The 15,531-nt window shown below is 69.6% G+C and carries 11 protein-coding genes and 1 tRNA gene; 9 read left to right on the forward strand and 3 right to left on the reverse strand.

The annotated features are described in order from the left end of the window. Nucleotides 1-47: 47 nt before the first annotated feature. Together ACIBJC_RS31135 and polA are read right to left on the reverse strand one after the other, a co-directional pair. On the reverse strand, nt 48-1,793 hold the full coding sequence (locus ACIBJC_RS31135; protein WP_399298188.1) for a lytic murein transglycosylase: 1,746 nt from the start codon (nt 1,791-1,793) through the stop codon (nt 48-50). Nucleotides 1,794-2,006: 213 nt separating this feature from the next. After that, on the reverse strand, nt 2,007-4,715 hold the full coding sequence (polA, locus tag ACIBJC_RS31140; protein WP_399298190.1) for a DNA polymerase I: 2,709 nt from the start codon (nt 4,713-4,715) through the stop codon (nt 2,007-2,009). A 235-nt stretch (nt 4,716-4,950) separates the two neighbouring features. On the opposite strand from polA, the gene ACIBJC_RS31145 reads away from it, so the two are divergent. The 8 genes from ACIBJC_RS31145 to ACIBJC_RS31180 all read left to right on the forward strand — a co-directional run bounded on the left by ACIBJC_RS31145 (nt 4,951) and on the right by ACIBJC_RS31180 (nt 14,528). Further along, nucleotides 4,951-7,230 (forward strand): FdhF/YdeP family oxidoreductase, encoded by a 2,280-nt coding sequence (locus ACIBJC_RS31145; RefSeq protein ID WP_399298192.1) that lies wholly within the window; start codon nt 4,951-4,953, stop codon nt 7,228-7,230. A 159-nt stretch (nt 7,231-7,389) separates the two neighbouring features. Further along, nucleotides 7,390-7,908: a PaaI family thioesterase gene (locus tag ACIBJC_RS31150; protein WP_399298194.1), complete on the forward strand. Its 519-nt coding sequence runs from the start codon at nt 7,390-7,392 to the stop codon at nt 7,906-7,908. A gap of 50 nt (nt 7,909-7,958) precedes the next feature. Beyond that, nucleotides 7,959-8,435 (forward strand): hypothetical protein, encoded by a 477-nt coding sequence (locus ACIBJC_RS31155; RefSeq protein WP_399298196.1) that lies wholly within the window; start codon nt 7,959-7,961, stop codon nt 8,433-8,435. A 447-nt stretch (nt 8,436-8,882) separates the two neighbouring features. After that, entirely contained in the window at nt 8,883-10,112 is a 1,230-nt protein-coding gene (locus tag ACIBJC_RS31160) for a branched-chain amino acid ABC transporter substrate-binding protein (RefSeq protein WP_399298198.1), read from the forward strand. A gap of 96 nt (nt 10,113-10,208) precedes the next feature. Continuing rightward, nucleotides 10,209-11,141, forward strand: coding sequence for a branched-chain amino acid ABC transporter permease (locus tag ACIBJC_RS31165; protein WP_399298201.1), 933 nt, complete (start codon nt 10,209-10,211; stop codon nt 11,139-11,141). A 5-nt stretch (nt 11,142-11,146) separates the two neighbouring features. Continuing rightward, nucleotides 11,147-12,895, forward strand: coding sequence for a branched-chain amino acid ABC transporter permease (locus ACIBJC_RS31170; RefSeq protein WP_399298203.1), 1,749 nt, complete (start codon nt 11,147-11,149; stop codon nt 12,893-12,895). A 5-nt stretch (nt 12,896-12,900) separates the two neighbouring features. Further along, a complete protein-coding gene (locus ACIBJC_RS31175) occupies nt 12,901-13,815 on the forward strand; it encodes an ABC transporter ATP-binding protein (RefSeq protein WP_399298240.1) in 915 nt (304 codons plus the stop codon). Continuing rightward, nucleotides 13,812-14,528 (forward strand): ABC transporter ATP-binding protein, encoded by a 717-nt coding sequence (locus ACIBJC_RS31180; RefSeq protein ID WP_399298205.1) that lies wholly within the window; start codon nt 13,812-13,814, stop codon nt 14,526-14,528. Before ACIBJC_RS31175 ends, ACIBJC_RS31180 begins: the two co-directional genes overlap by 4 nt. Nucleotides 14,529-14,621: 93 nt before the next feature. Here the strand turns inward: ACIBJC_RS31180 and ACIBJC_RS31185 are convergent, their stop codons facing one another. Beyond that, the gene (locus ACIBJC_RS31185) at nt 14,622-15,275 is read right to left on the reverse strand and encodes a response regulator (protein ID WP_329826105.1); all 654 of its coding nucleotides are present in this window, start codon (nt 15,273-15,275) and stop codon (nt 14,622-14,624) included. Between the two features lie 101 nt (nt 15,276-15,376). Between ACIBJC_RS31185 and ACIBJC_RS31190 the strand changes: the two genes are divergently transcribed. Next, nucleotides 15,377-15,450, forward strand: a tRNA-Leu gene (locus tag ACIBJC_RS31190). The last annotated feature ends 81 nt before the right edge of the window (nt 15,451-15,531 follow it).

A 15,531-nucleotide genomic window follows, 5' to 3' on the forward strand; every position in this document is an offset into this window, starting at 1 on the left:
CCGGTGAGCGGAGTCCTCCGCTCACCGGCCCGGGCCCGTGCGGTGGGTCAGGCGACCGTCAGCTCGACGGTCAGGGTGGCGCCGCCCTCGGTCCCGATACGGAGCAGGAACGTGCCTGCCGTATCGCCCGCGAAGATCTTCGGGAGCTGGAGGACACCGTTGGCGTCGGTCTTGAGCTCCGTCAGGGTGCGCAGCGGGTTGCCGTCGGCGTCCTTGAAGTAGGGGCTGTCGGCGGGGACGGTGTCGTCGGTCGCGGAGGTGACGAAGGCGGCGGTCGCGGCCACACTCGGCGCGGCGGCGCCCTGGTAGGTCGCCTTGACCTCGACCGGGGTGGTGAACTCGGCGCCGGGCGCGGCCGTCAGCGCCGTGTCGGCGGTCCTGGCCAGCTCGTCGGCCTGACGGGCCGTCACGGTCGCCTTGTAGTCGACGCCTGCGACGTCCTCGTTGTCGACGACGGTGGCGCGGATCGTGAACGCGCCGGTCACCTCGCCCGCTTGGACGACCGGGGCGGTGGCCTTGCCGTCCTTGCCGGTGACGATGGTCAGCCCGGCCTTGCCGGGTGCGAAGCGGGCGTCGGTGTCGCCGACGATCTCGAACCGTACGGACACGTCGGCGACGGGCTTGCCGGCGGCGTCCGTGGCGCGGACCGAGGCGCCTTCGGTGAACCGGCTGCCCGCCACGGCGGTGGCCGTGGCCGTGCCGGTCTTCACCAGCGTCTTGACGACGGGCTTCGGGGTGGGTGTGCCGGGGGGCTCGGTGTCGCCCGGGGAGGGGCTGGTACCGCCGCCGGGCTTGGGCGGCGTGGGGCTGCCGGTGCCGGGTCCGGTCGTCGGCGGCTTCGACGGCGTGCCGGAGGGCGTGTCCGGGGTGGCCGGCTTGCTCGGCTTCGACGCGGGGGGCGCGGGGGGCTTGGGGGTGGTGCCGGGCGTCGGGGTCTGTGTCGGGGTGGGGCTCGGCTGGGTGGTCGTGGGGCTGCCGGGGCCGCTGCCGACGGGCAGTACGCCCTGGCCGTCCGGGACTTCGTGCGTACCGTTCTTGTAGTACCGGAACCAGGTCAGGACCGTGTTCAGGTACTCCCGCGACTGGTTGTAGCCGAGGATCGCCCGGTGGAGGTCTGCCTCCACGGAGAGATCGCGGTTCCCCGCGCAGAGGTAGAAGCCCGCCGCGAGCGCCGCGTCGTAGATGTTGTTGGGGTCCTTGCGGCCGTCACCGTTGCCGTCCTGGCCCCAGGTCGCCCAGGTGGACGGGATGAACTGCATGGGGCCGACGGCGCGGTCGTGCGTGGTGTCGCCGTCGTAGAGGCCGTTGTCGGTGTCGGAGATGTTGGCGAAGCCGACGCCGTTGAGGACCGGGCCGAGGATCGGCGCGTTCGTGGTGCCGTCCGCGTCGACCTGGCCGCCGCGCGCCTGGCCCGACTCGACCTTCCCGATGGCGGCGAGGAGTTGCCACGGCAGATTGCAGCCGGGCTTGTCCTCCGTGAGCGTCTGTTCCGCCCTCTTGTACGCGGCCAGGACCGTGGCCGGTATGCCCGCTTCCGCCGGACCCGTGGCCGGCAGGTCTATCGCGGTGCCCGGCTTGTCCGGGGTGGTGAGCGGCGGAAGCTCCGTGTAGTACGGGGAGTTGCCGGTGACCGCGGTGTCGGGGGACGGCGTCGCGTCGGCGGCCTGGGCCCCGCCCGTACCCGTGGGGATGGCACCGGGCGCCTGGGACGCGGAGAGCGCCGCGATCGCGGCGGCGGCCACGGCCGTGGTGGTCGCGCCTCTGCGCAGTCGGCTGCCGAATAGCGCTGGCATAGGTCGGGCCCCTCCCCGTGGACGGCTGTTCGCGCTCCCCGCGCGAGGACTCAGGCGACCCTATGTCAACTCCTGGCCCCAGCACACCGGTCGGTCGGCCGTTTTCACCAGTTCGCCACCTCGGCTTCGCCCAGTTGTCCGTACCGCCCGCGACCGCTTGTGCTCCCTACCCGCTCCCTACCCGCTCCTTTCCCCCTTGCGCCCCCTCCGTGCTCAGTGCGCCGCGGACTCCCAGTCGGCGCCCACACCGATCGAGACGTCCAGCGGCGCGCGCAGCTCGGCCGCGCTCGCCATCTCGCGGCGCAGCAGCTCCTCCACCCGCTCCCGCTCGCCCGGGGCGATCTCCAGGACGATTTCGTCATGGACCTGGAGGAGCATCCGGGAGGTGAGACCGGCCTGCTCCATCGCCCGGTCGACCTTGAGCATGGCGACCTTCACGATGTCCGCGGCGGTGCCCTGGATGGGCGCGTTGAGCGCCATGCGCTCGGCCATCTCGCGGCGCTGGCGGTTGTCGCTGTTCAGGTCCGGGAGATACCGGCGCCGGCCGAGCATCGTCTCCGTGTAGCCCGTGGACCTGGCCTCCACGACCGCGCGGTGCAGATAGTCCCGTACGCCGCCGAAGCGCTCGAAGAACGTGTCCATCAGGCCACGCGCCTCGGCGGCCTCGATGTTGAGCTGCTGGGAGAGGCCGAACGCCGAGAGGCCGTAGGCCAGTCCGTACGACATCGCCTTGATCTTGCGGCGCATCTCGGGGTCGACCGCGGTCTTCTCCACGCCGAACACCTGGGAGGCGACGGTGGTGTGCAGGTCCTCACCGGAGGTGAACGCCTCGATCAGACCCGCGTCCTCGGAGAGGTGGGCCATCACCCGCAGCTCGATCTGGCTGTAGTCCGCCGTCATCAGCGACTCGTAGCCCTCGCCGACGACGAAGCCGCGGCGGATCGCCCGGCCCTCGTCGGTGCGGACCGGGATGTTCTGGAGGTTGGGGTCGGTGGAGGAGAGCCGGCCGGTGGCCGCCACCGTCTGGTTGAACGTGGTGTGGATCCGGCCGTCGGCCGCGATCGTCTTGATCAGTCCCTCGACCGTGACGCGCAGCTTCGCCTGCTCCCGGTGGCGCAGCATGATCACCGGCAGCTCGTGCTCGGTCTGGGCGGCGAGCCAGGCCAGCGCGTCGGCGTCCGTGGTGTAACCGGTCTTGGTCTTCTTCGTCTTGGGCAGGCCCAGCTCGCCGAAGAGGACCTCCTGGAGCTGCTTGGGCGAGCCCAGGTTGAACTCGTGGCCGACCGCGGCGTGCGCCTCCTTGACGGCCTGCTGCACCGCGCCCGCGAACTGCTGCTCCATGGACTCCAGATGCGCCCGGTCCGCGGCGATGCCGTGCCGCTCCAGACGGGACAGCAGTACGGAGGTGGGCAGCTCGACCTCGTCGAGCAGCTCGGTGGCGCCGACCTCGCCGAGCCGCTCGGTGAACGCGCCGCCCAGGTCGAGGACCGCGCGGGCCTGCGCCATCAGCGCGTCGGCCTCGGCCTGCTCGTCGGCGCCGAAGGCGAGCTGTCCGTCGGAGGACGCGGGGGCCAGCTCACGGCCCAGGTACTCGATGGCGAGGGCGTCCAGCGCGAAGGAGCGGCGGCCCGGCTTGACCAAGTAGGCGGCCAGGGCGGTGTCCATCGTGACGCCGCCGACCCGCCAGCCGTGCTCGGGGGCGACGCGCATCACGCCCTTGGCGTTGTGCATCACCTTGGGGCGGTCGGAGGCGTCCAGCCAGGCGGCAAAGGCCCGCTCGTCGGCCTCGTCGAGCTGCGTCGGGTCGAACCAGGCCGCGGCGCCGTCCGCCGCGGCGAGCGCTACCTCGGTGACGCTGCCCGTGCCCAGCGCCCAGGTGTCGGTGGTGGCGACGCCGAGCGGCTGCTCGCCGTGGGCCGCCAGCCAGGGGGCCAGCTCGCCGGAGCCCAGGACCGCACCGTCCAGCTCGACGCCCGCGGCGGGCGCCGGGGCCTCGTCCTCGACGGCCCCCGGGTCCACGGCGAGCAGCCGCTCGCGCAGGCTGGGGTTACGGATCTCCAGCACGTCGAGGACGCCCTTGAGCGCCGCACGGTCGTACGGGGCGCGCTCCAGCTCCTGCGGCGTCTTGGGCAGCTCGACGTCACGGACCATCTCCGTGAGCCGGCGGTTGAGCTTGACGGACTCCAGGTGGTCGCGGAAGTTCTGCCCGGCCTTGCCCTTGACCTCGTCGGCGCGCTCCACCAGCGCGTCGAACGAACCGAACTGGTTGATCCACTTGGTGGCGGTCTTCTCACCGACCCCCGGGATTCCGGGAAGATTGTCGGACGGGTCGCCGCGCAGGGCCGCGAAGTCCGGATACTGCGCCGGGGTCAGCCCGTACTTCTCCTCGACCTTCTCCGGGGTGAACCGCGTCAGCTCCGAGACGCCCTTCGTCGGGTACAGCACCGTCGTGTGCTCGCTGATGAGCTGGAAGGAGTCCCGGTCGCCGGTGACGATCAGCACCTCGAAGCCCGCCGCCTCCGCCTGCGTGGCCAGCGTCGCGATGACGTCGTCCGCCTCGAAGCCGTCGATCGCGAACCGGTCCGCGTGCATCGCGTCCAGCAGCTCACCGATCAGCTCGACCTGCCCCTTGAACTCGTCGGGCGTCTTCGAGCGGTTCGCCTTGTACTCCGGGAACTCCTCGGAGCGCCAGGTCTTGCGGGACACGTCGAACGCCACCGCGAAGTGCGTGGGTGCCTCATCACGCAACGTGTTCGCCAGCATCGACGCGAAGCCGTAGATGGCGTTCGTCGGCTGGCCCGTCGCGGTCGTGAAATTCTCCGCGGGCAGCGCGAAGAACGCCCGGTACGCCAGGGAGTGCCCGTCCATGAGGAGCAGGCGGGGACGGTTGTCTGCGGTCTTCTTCGATGCTGTCTCAGCCACGGGTCCGATCCTGCCACGCCCCACTGACAATCCCGACCGGCAGGACCCGCCGACCCGCCCCCGGGGCCGCGCGTGAGCCACCCGCCGCGCCGCCGCGAAGCCGTCTCCCAACCTCCGCCGAACCTCTGCCGAAGCCCCCGCCCGGCCCCCTGCCGGGGCCTCGGCCGAAGGTTGTCGGCGGCCCGTGGCAGGATCGGAGCCGTACGCGAAAAACCCATGCCCGAGGGAGAACGCGATGGCCAGCAAGCCGCCCACAGGTGATCCGGTCCAGGACGCGCCCCAGGTCTCGGCGCCCAAACACGCGGCGGCGGGACTCCCCGCCATCGGACACACCCTGCGCATCGCCCAGCAGCAGATGGGCGTGCGGCGCACCGCGCAGACCCTCCTCAAGGTCAACCAGAAGAACGGCTTCGACTGCCCCGGCTGCGCCTGGCCCGAGGGCGACCACCGGCACACGGCGGAATTCTGCGAGAACGGCGCGAAGGCCGTCGCCGAAGAGGCCACCCTGCGCCGGGTCACCCCCGCGTTCTTCGCCGCCCACCCCGTCGCCGACCTCGCCGCCCGCAGCGGCTACTGGCTGGGACAGCAGGGCCGGATCACCGAACCGATGCTCCTCGACCGGGACGCCGAAGGCCGCTCCGCCGCCCACTACACGCCGGTGACCTGGGAACGGGCCTTCGCGATCATCGCCGAGGAGCTGACCGCGCTCGGCTCCCCCGACGAGGCCCTCTTCTACACCTCGGGCCGCACCAGCAACGAAGCGGCGTTCCTGCTCCAGCTCTTCGCCCGCGAGTTCGGCACGAACAACCTGCCGGACTGCTCCAACATGTGCCACGAGTCCTCCGGCTCCGCGCTCTCGGAGACCATCGGCATCGGCAAGGGCAGCGTCTCCCTCGAAGACATGCACCAGGCCGACCTGATCATCGTCGCCGGACAGAACCCGGGCACCAACCACCCCCGGATGCTCTCCGCCCTGGAGAAGGCCAAGGCCGCCGGCGCGAAGATCATCTCGGTGAACCCACTGCCCGAAGCCGGCACCGAACGCTTCAAGAACCCGCAGACCCCCCAGGGCATGCTCAAGGGCGCCGCCCTCAACGACCTCTTCCTCCAGATCCGCATCGGCGGCGACCAGGCCCTCTTCCGGCTGCTCAACAAGCTCGTCGTCGAGACCCCCGGCGCCGTCGACGAGGCCTTCGTCCGCGAACACACCCACGGCTACGAGGAGTTCACGGCCGCCGCGCGCGCCGCCGACTGGGACCAGACCCTGGCCGCCACCGGCCTGACGCGCGCCGAGATCGAACAGGCCCTCCACCTCGTCCTCGCCTCGAAGCGCACCATCGTCTGCTGGGCCATGGGCCTCACCCAGCACAAACACTCCGTGCCGACCATCCGCGAGGTCGTCAACTTCCTGCTGCTGCGCGGCAACATCGGCCGCCCCGGCGCCGGCGTCTGCCCCGTGCGCGGCCACTCCAACGTGCAGGGCGACCGCACCATGGGCATCTTCGAACGGCCCGCCCCGGCCTTCCTCGACGCCCTCGACCGGGAGTTCGGCATCACCTCGCCGCGCCACCACGGCTACGACGTCGTACGGTCCATCGAGGCGCTCCGCGACGGCGAAGCCAAGGTCTTCTTCGCGATGGGCGGCAACTTCGTCGCCGCCACCCCCGACACCACCGTCACCGAGGCCGCGATGCGCCGCGCGAGCCTCACCGTCCACGTCTCGACCAAACTCAACCGCTCCCACGCCGTCACCGGCGCCCGCGCACTGATCCTGCCCACCCTGGGCCGCACCGACAAGGACGTCCAGGCGGGCGGACGGCAGATCGTCACCGTCGAGGACTCCATGGGCATGGTGCACGCCTCGCGCGGCAACCTGCCGCCCGCCGGCCCGCATCTGCTCTCCGAACCGGCCATCGTCGCCCGCCTCGCCCGCGCCACCCTCGGCCCCGGGTCCCTCACCCCGTGGGAGGACTTCGAGAAGGACTACGCGACCATCCGCGACCGGATAGCCCGCGTCATACCCGGCTTCGAGGACTTCAACGCCCGCGTCGCCCACCCCGGCGGCTTCGCCCTCCCGCACGCCCCGCGCGACGAGCGCCGCTTCCCGACCGCCACCGGCAAGGCCAACTTCACCGCCGCCCCCGTGGAGTACCCGAAGCTCCCCGAAGGCCGGCTGCTGCTCCAGACCCTGCGCTCCCACGACCAGTACAACACCACGATCTACGGCCTGGACGACCGCTACCGCGGCATCAAGGGCGGTCGCAGGATCGTCATGGTCAACCCCGAGGACGCCGCCGAACTGGGCCTGGCCGACGGCTCGTACACCGACCTGGTCAGCGAGTGGAGCGACGGGGTGGAGCGCCGCGCCCCCGGCTTCCGCGTCGTCCACTACCCCACCGCCCGCGGCTGCGCCGCCGCGTACTACCCGGAGACCAATGTGCTGGTCCCCCTGGGCGCCACCGCCGACACGAGCAACACCCCGGCGAGCAAGTCCGTGGTCGTGCGCTTCGAGTGAGAGCCGTCGGGGTCCTGTCCCGTCGGACAGGACCCCGACGGGACAGGAGCGGGACGGGACGGGCAGGTCAGGGCCTAAGCGTTCGCTCAGCCATCTGATACACAGGACGGTGTACACCGCACACACAAGCGGACACCGCAGCCGATCGGAGCCTGGCCCATGGGTGAGCAGACCACTGTGAAGTTCCCGCAGCACGTCCTCGACGAATACGCCGCGCTGGGCGTCGACCTGCCCGCGCTCTTCTCCGCCGGGCACCTCGGCGACCGGATGGGCGTACAGATCGTCGAGGCGTCCGCGGAGCGCGTTGTGGGCACCATGCCCGTGGAGGGCAACACCCAGCCGTACGGCCTGCTGCACGGCGGCGCCTCCGCCGTGCTCGCCGAGACCCTCGGCTCGATCGGTTCGATGCTGCACGGCGGCGCGACCAGAATCGCCGTCGGCGTGGACCTCAACTGCACCCACCACCGCGGCGCGCGCAGCGGCCTGGTCACCGGCGTCGCCACCCCCGTCCACCGCGGTCGCTCCACCGCGACGTACGAGATCGTCATCACCGACGACCACGACAAGCGGGTCTGCACCGCCCGGCTGACCTGTCTGCTCCGTGACGCCCCGGACGGACCCGCAGGACCCGCCGCCGCAGGACCCGCCGCCGAGGCCGGCGCCGGCGCGCCGCGATAGGCCTCGAAGGACCCCTTGTACGGACCGGTAGCACCACCTACCGTGCCCCCATGGCCTCGGGCGGACGGCGCGGATCCGGTGCGGGCGGGCGGAACGCCCCCGCACGGATCCGGTCGGCCCGCGCGCCCGCACCGGCCCCGCCGATCGCCCTCGCCGCGCTGATCGCGGCCCTGGCGCTGACCGGTTGCACGGGCGGCGGCAACAGCTCCGCAACCTCGGCGCCCTCCGCCCGTAACACCCCGTCCCCGCACCGCACCACGCCCGCCGAACTCTGCGCCGCCCTCGTCTCGTACTGGGCGAAGGAGGAGCTGAACGGCGGTGAATGGGCAGGTCTCGACTGGGAGCAGAAGGGGCTGTCCAACGAGCAGTACGTGATCCACGACGCCGTCGTCGCCGCCGCCCGCCGGGAGTTGGCGCTCCACGGCGCCACCGCGGCGCGGGCCCTCGTCGACCGTACGGCGAAGCGGGAGTGCGCGGCGCGGGGCGGCGCCACCGGCAGTACGGAGAACTGGCGCGAGCCGCCGTAACCCCTCCCGGCCCCCGGTGGAGCACCCGTACGACCGGGGGCGCCACCCATCACCCTGTGTAACAACCAGGTGAACCGGGTTCCGCACGCTGCCCGCGCGGAACGCCCGGCTGCCCGTTTCCCTCTCCACCTCTGCCCGATCCGGCCGTCAGCACCAAAAAGCACCCAAGTCCCTTAGCGGAACTGCGGGTTCTCACGATGTGGTCGAAAATCGGAAAGCACGGAACATCCGGATACACGCGAAATGCACCCACCTGGTGTTGGTCTCGGCATAACAAGACAGTCACATCCTGACCCCACTGCTCCCCACCTCCCTCACCTCGGCTTAGAGTCACGCCCAGTCACCGCGCCGCCGGTGTGAGCATCAGCTCATATGTACGCACCAGTACAGTCCGGCGAACGCAACGGCACCTCAGCAGAGGAGGCCGCGCCAGGGAGAGGACTCACCGTGCGACACCGTTCCTTGCTCATGCTCACCACCGTGATCACCACGGGTGCGCTCACACTCACCGCTTGTGGCTCCCGCGACGACAGCAAGAGCAACAGCGGTAGCGACAAGACCACCGTCGTCATCGGCGTGGACGCGCCGCTCACCGGCTCGCTCTCCGCTCTCGGCCAGGGCATCAAGAACTCCGTCGACCTCGCCATCAAGACCGCGAACAAGAACAACGAGGTCCCCGGCGTCGAGTTCAAGATCGAATCCCTCGACGACCAGGCCGTCCCGGCCTCCGGTCAGGCCAACGCCACCAAGCTGGTCGGCGACAAGGACGTCCTAGGCGCCGTCGGCCCGCTGAACTCCGGCGTCGCCCAGTCGATGCAGGGCGTCTTCAACACCGCCAAGCTCGTCCAGGTGTCGCCCGCCAACACCAACCCCGCCCTCACCCAGGGCGACAACTGGGCCAAGGGCGACCTGAAGCGCCCCTTCGCCTCCTACTTCCGCACCGCCGCCACGGACGTCGTCCAGGGCAAGTTCGCCGCGCAGTACTACTACAACGACGCCAAGAAGCGGAAGGTCTTCGTCGTCGACGACAAGCAGACCTACGGCGCCGGCCTCGCGGCGATCTTCTCGGAGGAGTTCAAGCGCCTCGGCGGCAAGGTCGTCGGCACCGACCACGTCACCGTCAAGGAGACCGACTTCTCCGCCACCGCCGACAAGGTCAAGTCCACCGGCGCCGACTCCGTCTACTTCGGCGGCCAGTACCCCGAGGGCGGCCTGCTCTCCGACCAGATCAAGAAGACGGGCGCCAAGGTCCCCACCATGGGCGGCGACGGCATCTACGACCCGAACTTCATCTCCGCCTCCGGTGAGTCCAACGACGGCGACTACGCCACCTCCATCGGCTACCCCGTCGAGAAGCTGGACACCGCCAAGCAGTTCATCACCGACTACAAGGCCGGTGGCTACAAGGACCCGTACGGCGCCTACGGCGGCTACTCCTACGACGCCGCCTGGACCATCATCCAGGCCGTCAAGGCCGTCGTCGCCGACAACGACGGCAAGCTCCCGGACGACGCCCGCGAGAAGGTCCTCGCCGCCACCGGCAAGGTCACCTTCGACGGCGTGACCGGCAAGGTCGCCTTCGACCAGTACGGCGACACCACCAACAAGCAGCTCACCGTGTACGAGGTCAAGAGCGGTGCCTGGAAGGACGTCAAGAGCGCCACGTTCCAGGACTGATCACTCCGCCACACCCCACAGACGACCGAACCGCGCGAGGGCGCAACAGCGCCCTCGCGCGGTGTCATATCCGACACGCTCATCGGAGGCCCTGCGGTGAACGAACTGCCGCAACAGCTCGCCAACGGCCTTGCCCTCGGTGCCCTCTACGGCTTGATCGCCATCGGGTACACCATGGTTTACGGCATCGTGCAGCTCATCAACTTCGCCCACGGCGAAATCTTCATGATCGGGGGCTTCGGAGCCCTCACCACCTACACCTGGCTCCCCAGCGGAACCTCCCTGACGGTGGCGATACCGCTCATGATCGTAGGTGGCGCCCTCGCCTCGGTGGCCGTCGCCACCGCGGCCGAACGCTTCGCCTACCGCCCCCTGCGAGGCGCCCCACGACTGGCCCCGCTCATCACCGCGATCGGCCTCTCCATCGCCCTCCAGCAGCTCATCTGGGCGTTCTACCCCGACGCGAAGAAGGCCATCAGCTTCCCGGAATTCAAGGGTGAGTCCTTCCACATCACGGACAACCTCTACATCCAGCGCGCCGACGCCTTCCTCTTCGTCCTCGCCCCCCTGTGCATGATCGCCCTCGGCCTCTTCGTCTCCAAGAGCCGCAGCGGACGCGCCATGCAGGCCACCTCCCAGGACCGCGACACCGCGAAGCTCATGGGCATCAACACCGACCGCATCATCGTCATGGCCTTCGCGATCGGCGCCGCCTTCGCCGCCGTCGCCGCCGTCGCCTACGGGCTCGACAAGGGCCAGATCAACTTCGAGATGGGCTTCCTCCTCGGACTCAAGGCGTTCACCGCCGCGGTCCTCGGCGGCATCGGCAACATCTACGGAGCGATGGTCGGCGGAGTCGTCCTCGGCCTCGCCGAAGCCATGTCGATCGCGTACATCGAAGAAATCCCCGGGATGCAGCAGCTCGGCGGCGGCGCGTGGGCCAACGTCTGGGCGTTCGTCCTTCTCATCGTCGTACTCCTCGTCAGGCCACAGGGCCTGCTCGGTGAGCGCGTCGCGGATCGGGCGTGAAACCGATGACTGACAAGACAGACACGACTGACACGACCACCAAAAGCCCCGCCGCGGCACCGGCCGACGCCAAGCGCACCACCCAACTGCGCGCGCTCGCCCTCATCGGCGGCATCGCCACCGTGGCCAGCACCTTCCTCTCCTGGACCTACACCACCGAGTTCCCCGGCGACCTCACCGTCTACGGCTACCCCGGCGGCCTCCAGCTCCTCACCCTCACCGCCGGCGTGCTCATCGCGCTCTTCGCGCTCTCGGCACTCGGGATCAAGGGCCTCACCTGGCTCACCCCCACCGGCTCCACCAAAGCGCTCCAACTGCTCGCCCTCGGCGCCTTCGCCACCACCTGGTTCACGGTCATCGCCATCGCCGTCGAACTCGGCGGACTCGTCAACCTCGACCCCGGCGGCTTCGTCGCCGCCGTCGTCACCGTCATCCCCGTCGTCGCCGCCCACCTGCTGCCCGACGACACCCGCCAGGCCAAGCGGCCCAAGGAACTCCCCTCCTGGGCAGAGATCCTCATCATCGTCGCCGCCTTCGCCCTCGGCCTCTTCGTCTTCACCTACGGCATCGACACCGAGTACGCCGAACTCTTCACCGGCTACCTGCTCACCGTCGGCTTCACCGCCACCGCCCTCTTCAAAGCCGGCCTCATCGCGCGGATCAACGGCCTCACCGCCAAGTACCGCCTGATCGCCGTCTCGGCCGCGTTCGTCGCCGCCGCCGCGTTCCCCTTCACCCAGAGCACCGACCAGTTCACCCTCATCGCGGTCAACATCCTCATCTTCGCGACCGTCGCCCTCGGACTGAACATCGTCGTCGGCCTCGCCGGACTGCTCGACCTCGGATACGTCGCCTTCCTCGGCGTCGGCGCCTACACGGCCGCCCTCGTCTCCGGAACCACCGCCTCCGTCTTCGACGTCCACTTCCCCTTCTGGGCCGCCGTCCTCACCGGCGCCGTCGTCTCCCTGATCTTCGGCGTCCTCATCGGCGCACCCACCCTGCGGCTGCGCGGCGACTACCTCGCCATCGTCACCCTCGGCTTCGGAGAGATCTTCCGCATCGCCGTCGGCAACCTCGACGGCGTATCGGGCCCCCGCATCACCAACGGCCCCAACGGCGTACCGAACATCCCCGACCTCAACTTCTTCGGGTACAACTTCGGCGAGTCCCACACCATCCTCGGCTTCGAACTCGGCGCCTACGCCAACTACTACCTGCTGATGCTCCTCGCCATGATCCTCGTGGTGGTCGTCTTCAGCCGGGCCGGCGACTCCCGCATCGGACGCGCCTGGGTGGCCATCCGCGAGGACGAGACCGCCGCCACCGCCATGGGCATCAACGGCTTCCGCGTCAAGCTCATCGCCTTCGCCCTCGGCGCCACCCTCGCCGGCCTCGCCGGCACCGTACAGGCACACGTCCAGCACACCGTCGTCCCCGAGATGTACGTGTTCGCCGGCCCCGTGCCGCCCAACTCCGCGTTCCTCCTCGCCGCCGTCATCCTCGGCGGCATGGGCACCATCACCGGACCCCTCATCGGCGCGTCCCTGCTCTACCTGATCCCCGCGAAGCTCCAGTTCCTCCAGGACTACCAGCTCCTCGGCTTCGGTATCGCCCTCATCCTGCTGATGCGCTTCCGCCCCGAAGGCCTCATCGCCAACCGGCGGGCACAGCTCCAATTCCACGAGACCGACCAGCTCGACGTACCGGACGACACCGCCGGCGCGGGCGCCGGCGTCGCCAAGGCGGGGGCGTGAACGACATGACGACCGCGACCACAACCACCAGCGTCCTCGACGCCACCGGCGTCACCATGCGCTTCGGCGGCCTCACCGCCGTACGCAACGTCGACCTCCACGTCAACGCGGGCGAGATCGTCGGACTCATCGGCCCCAACGGCGCCGGCAAGACCACCTTCTTCAACTGCCTCACCGGCTTGTACGTACCGACCGAGGGCACCGTCACCTACAAGGGCACCGTCCTCCCGCCCAAGCCCCACCTCGTCACCAACGCGGGCATCGCCCGCACCTTCCAGAACATCCGGCTCTTCGCCAACATGACCGTCCTGGAAAACGTCCTCGTCGGACGCCACACCCGCACCAAAGAAGGACTCTGGTCCGCGCTCCTGCGAGGCCCCGGCTTCAAGAAGGCCGAAGCCGCCTCCCACGAACGCGCCATGGAACTCCTCGAATTCATCGGCCTCCAGCACAAGGCCGACCACCTCGCCCGCAACCTCCCCTACGGCGAACAGCGCAAGCTCGAAATCGCCCGCGCCCTCGCCGCCGAACCCGGCCTGCTCCTCCTCGACGAGCCCACCGCCGGCATGAACCCCCAGGAAACCCGCGTCACCGAAGAACTCATCTTCGCCATCCGGGACCAGGGCATCGCCGTACTCGTCATCGAGCACGACATGCGGTTCATCTTCAACCTGTGCGACCGCGTCGCCTGCCTCGTCCAGGGCGAGAAACTCGTCGAAGGCACCCCCTCGACCGTCCAGGGCGACGAACGCGTCATCGCCGCCTACCTCGGCACCCCCTTCGAAGGCGCCCCCGGCGGCGAAGAAGTCGCCGCGGTCGAAGCGGCGGAGGCAGCCGCCGAGGCAGCGGACACGGTGACCGACGCACCGGGCAACACCGGCACCACCAGCACCACAGGTACGGAAGGGGACGCGAAGTGACCGCGCTTCTGGAGGTCGAGGACCTCAAAGTCGCCTACGGCAAGATCGAAGCCGTCAAGGGCATCTCCTTCAGCGTCGAAGCCGGCCAGATCGTCACCCTCATCGGCACCAACGGCGCCGGCAAGACCACCACCCTGCGCACCCTCTCCGGGCTCCTCAAGCCCTCGGGCGGCCGGATCGTCTTCGACGGAAAGCCCCTCGCCACCGTCCCCGCGCACAAGATCGTCGCCCTCGGACTCGCCCACTCCCCCGAAGGCCGGCACATCTTCCCCCGGCTCACCATCACGGAGAACCTCCAGCTCGGAGCGTTCCTGCGGACGGACAAGGCCGGCATCGAGAAGGACATCCAGCGCGCCTACGACCTCTTCCCCATCCTGGGCGAACGACGGAAGCAGGCAGCCGGCACCCTCTCCGGCGGCGAACAGCAGATGCTCGCCATGGGACGCGCCCTGATGTCCCAGCCCAAACTGCTCATGCTCGACGAACCCTCCATGGGCCTCTCCCCGATCATGATGCAGAAGATCATGGAAACCATCGTGGAGCTCAAGTCACAGGGCACCACCATCCTGCTCGTCGAACAGAACGCCCAAGCCGCGCTCTCCCTCGCCGACCAGGGCCACGTCATGGAAATCGGCAAGATCGTCCTGTCCGGCACAGGCGACTCCCTGCTCCACGACGAATCCGTACGCAAGGCCTACCTCGGCGAGGACTGACCCCTACGTACGCGAAGAGGGCCCGCCCCCGGCCGATGACCGGGGGCGGGCCCTCTTCGCGTACGGAACCAGGTCACGTACGGGGCCAGAGGGCTACTGCCCCTTCCCCGCCTTCTTCTCCGCCGCGTCCTCGATGACGGCCTCAGCCACCTGCTGCATCGACATCCGCCGGTCCATCGACGTCTTCTGAATCCACCGGAACGCCGCCGGCTCCGTCAGCCCGTACTGCGTCTGCAGCACCGACTTCGCCCGGTCCACCAGCTTCCGCGTCTCCAGCCGCAGCGTCAGATCCGCGACCTCCCGCTCCAGCGTCCGCAGCTCCGTGAACCGCGACACCGCCATCTCGATGGCCGGCACCACATCACTCTTGCTGAACGGCTTCACCAGATACGCCATCGCCCCGGCATCCCGCGCCCGCTCCACCAGATCCCGCTGCGAGAACGCGGTCAGCATCAACACCGGCGCGATGGACTCCTCCGCGATCTTCTCCGCCGCGGAGATCCCGTCCAGAACGGGCATCTTCACATCGAGGATCACCAGATCGGGCCGGTGCTCCCGCGCCAGCGCGACAGCCTGCTCCCCGTCACCGGCCTCACCGACGACGGAGTACCCCTCCTCCTCCAGCATCTCTTTCAGATCCAGACGGATCAGGGCCTCGTCCTCAGCGATGACGACACGTGTCGTCAGCGGCGGGACGTGCGACTTGTCGTCATCGTCGGCGGGCTGGGGCGACTCGGGGGCGGTCACGGGGGGCTCCTCGTTCCAGACAGGATGCTGCTCCCCATGAGCCTACCGAGCTGCGGTATTGTGGTCACGCAGCGGGTCTGGCAAAACCTTTGATTCCGTGAGCCCCGGTAGCCCAACGGCAGCAGGCAATGCTCTCAAACAGCATACAGTGTGGGTTCGAATCCCACCCGGGGCACTTTTCCTTCGATTCTAAGGTTGGCCTTCTAGCCAACGATCTTCACCCTTCCCGGTGAACGTGTCTTCGATTCCGCTCGGC

The sequence above is a fragment of the Streptomyces sp. NPDC050509 genome, assembly GCF_044457965.1.
In the GTDB taxonomy this organism is placed as follows: domain Bacteria; phylum Actinomycetota; class Actinomycetes; order Streptomycetales; family Streptomycetaceae; genus Streptomyces.

Bases quoted from the DNA above. Each gene is read 5' to 3' on its own strand.
- ACIBJC_RS31135 (WP_399298188.1), bottom strand. From the start codon at position 1,793: ATGCCAGCGCTATTCGGCAGCCGACTGCGCAGAGGCGCGACCACCACG.
- ACIBJC_RS31145 (WP_399298192.1), top strand. From the start codon at position 4,951: ATGGCCAGCAAGCCGCCCACAGGTGATCCGGTCCAGGACGCGCCCCAG.
- ACIBJC_RS31150 (WP_399298194.1), top strand. From the start codon at position 7,390: ATGGGTGAGCAGACCACTGTGAAGTTCCCGCAGCACGTCCTCGACGAA.
- ACIBJC_RS31155 (WP_399298196.1), top strand. From the start codon at position 7,959: ATGGCCTCGGGCGGACGGCGCGGATCCGGTGCGGGCGGGCGGAACGCC.
- ACIBJC_RS31170 (WP_399298203.1), top strand. From the start codon at position 11,147: ATGACTGACAAGACAGACACGACTGACACGACCACCAAAAGCCCCGCC.
- ACIBJC_RS31175 (WP_399298240.1), top strand. From the start codon at position 12,901: ATGACGACCGCGACCACAACCACCAGCGTCCTCGACGCCACCGGCGTC.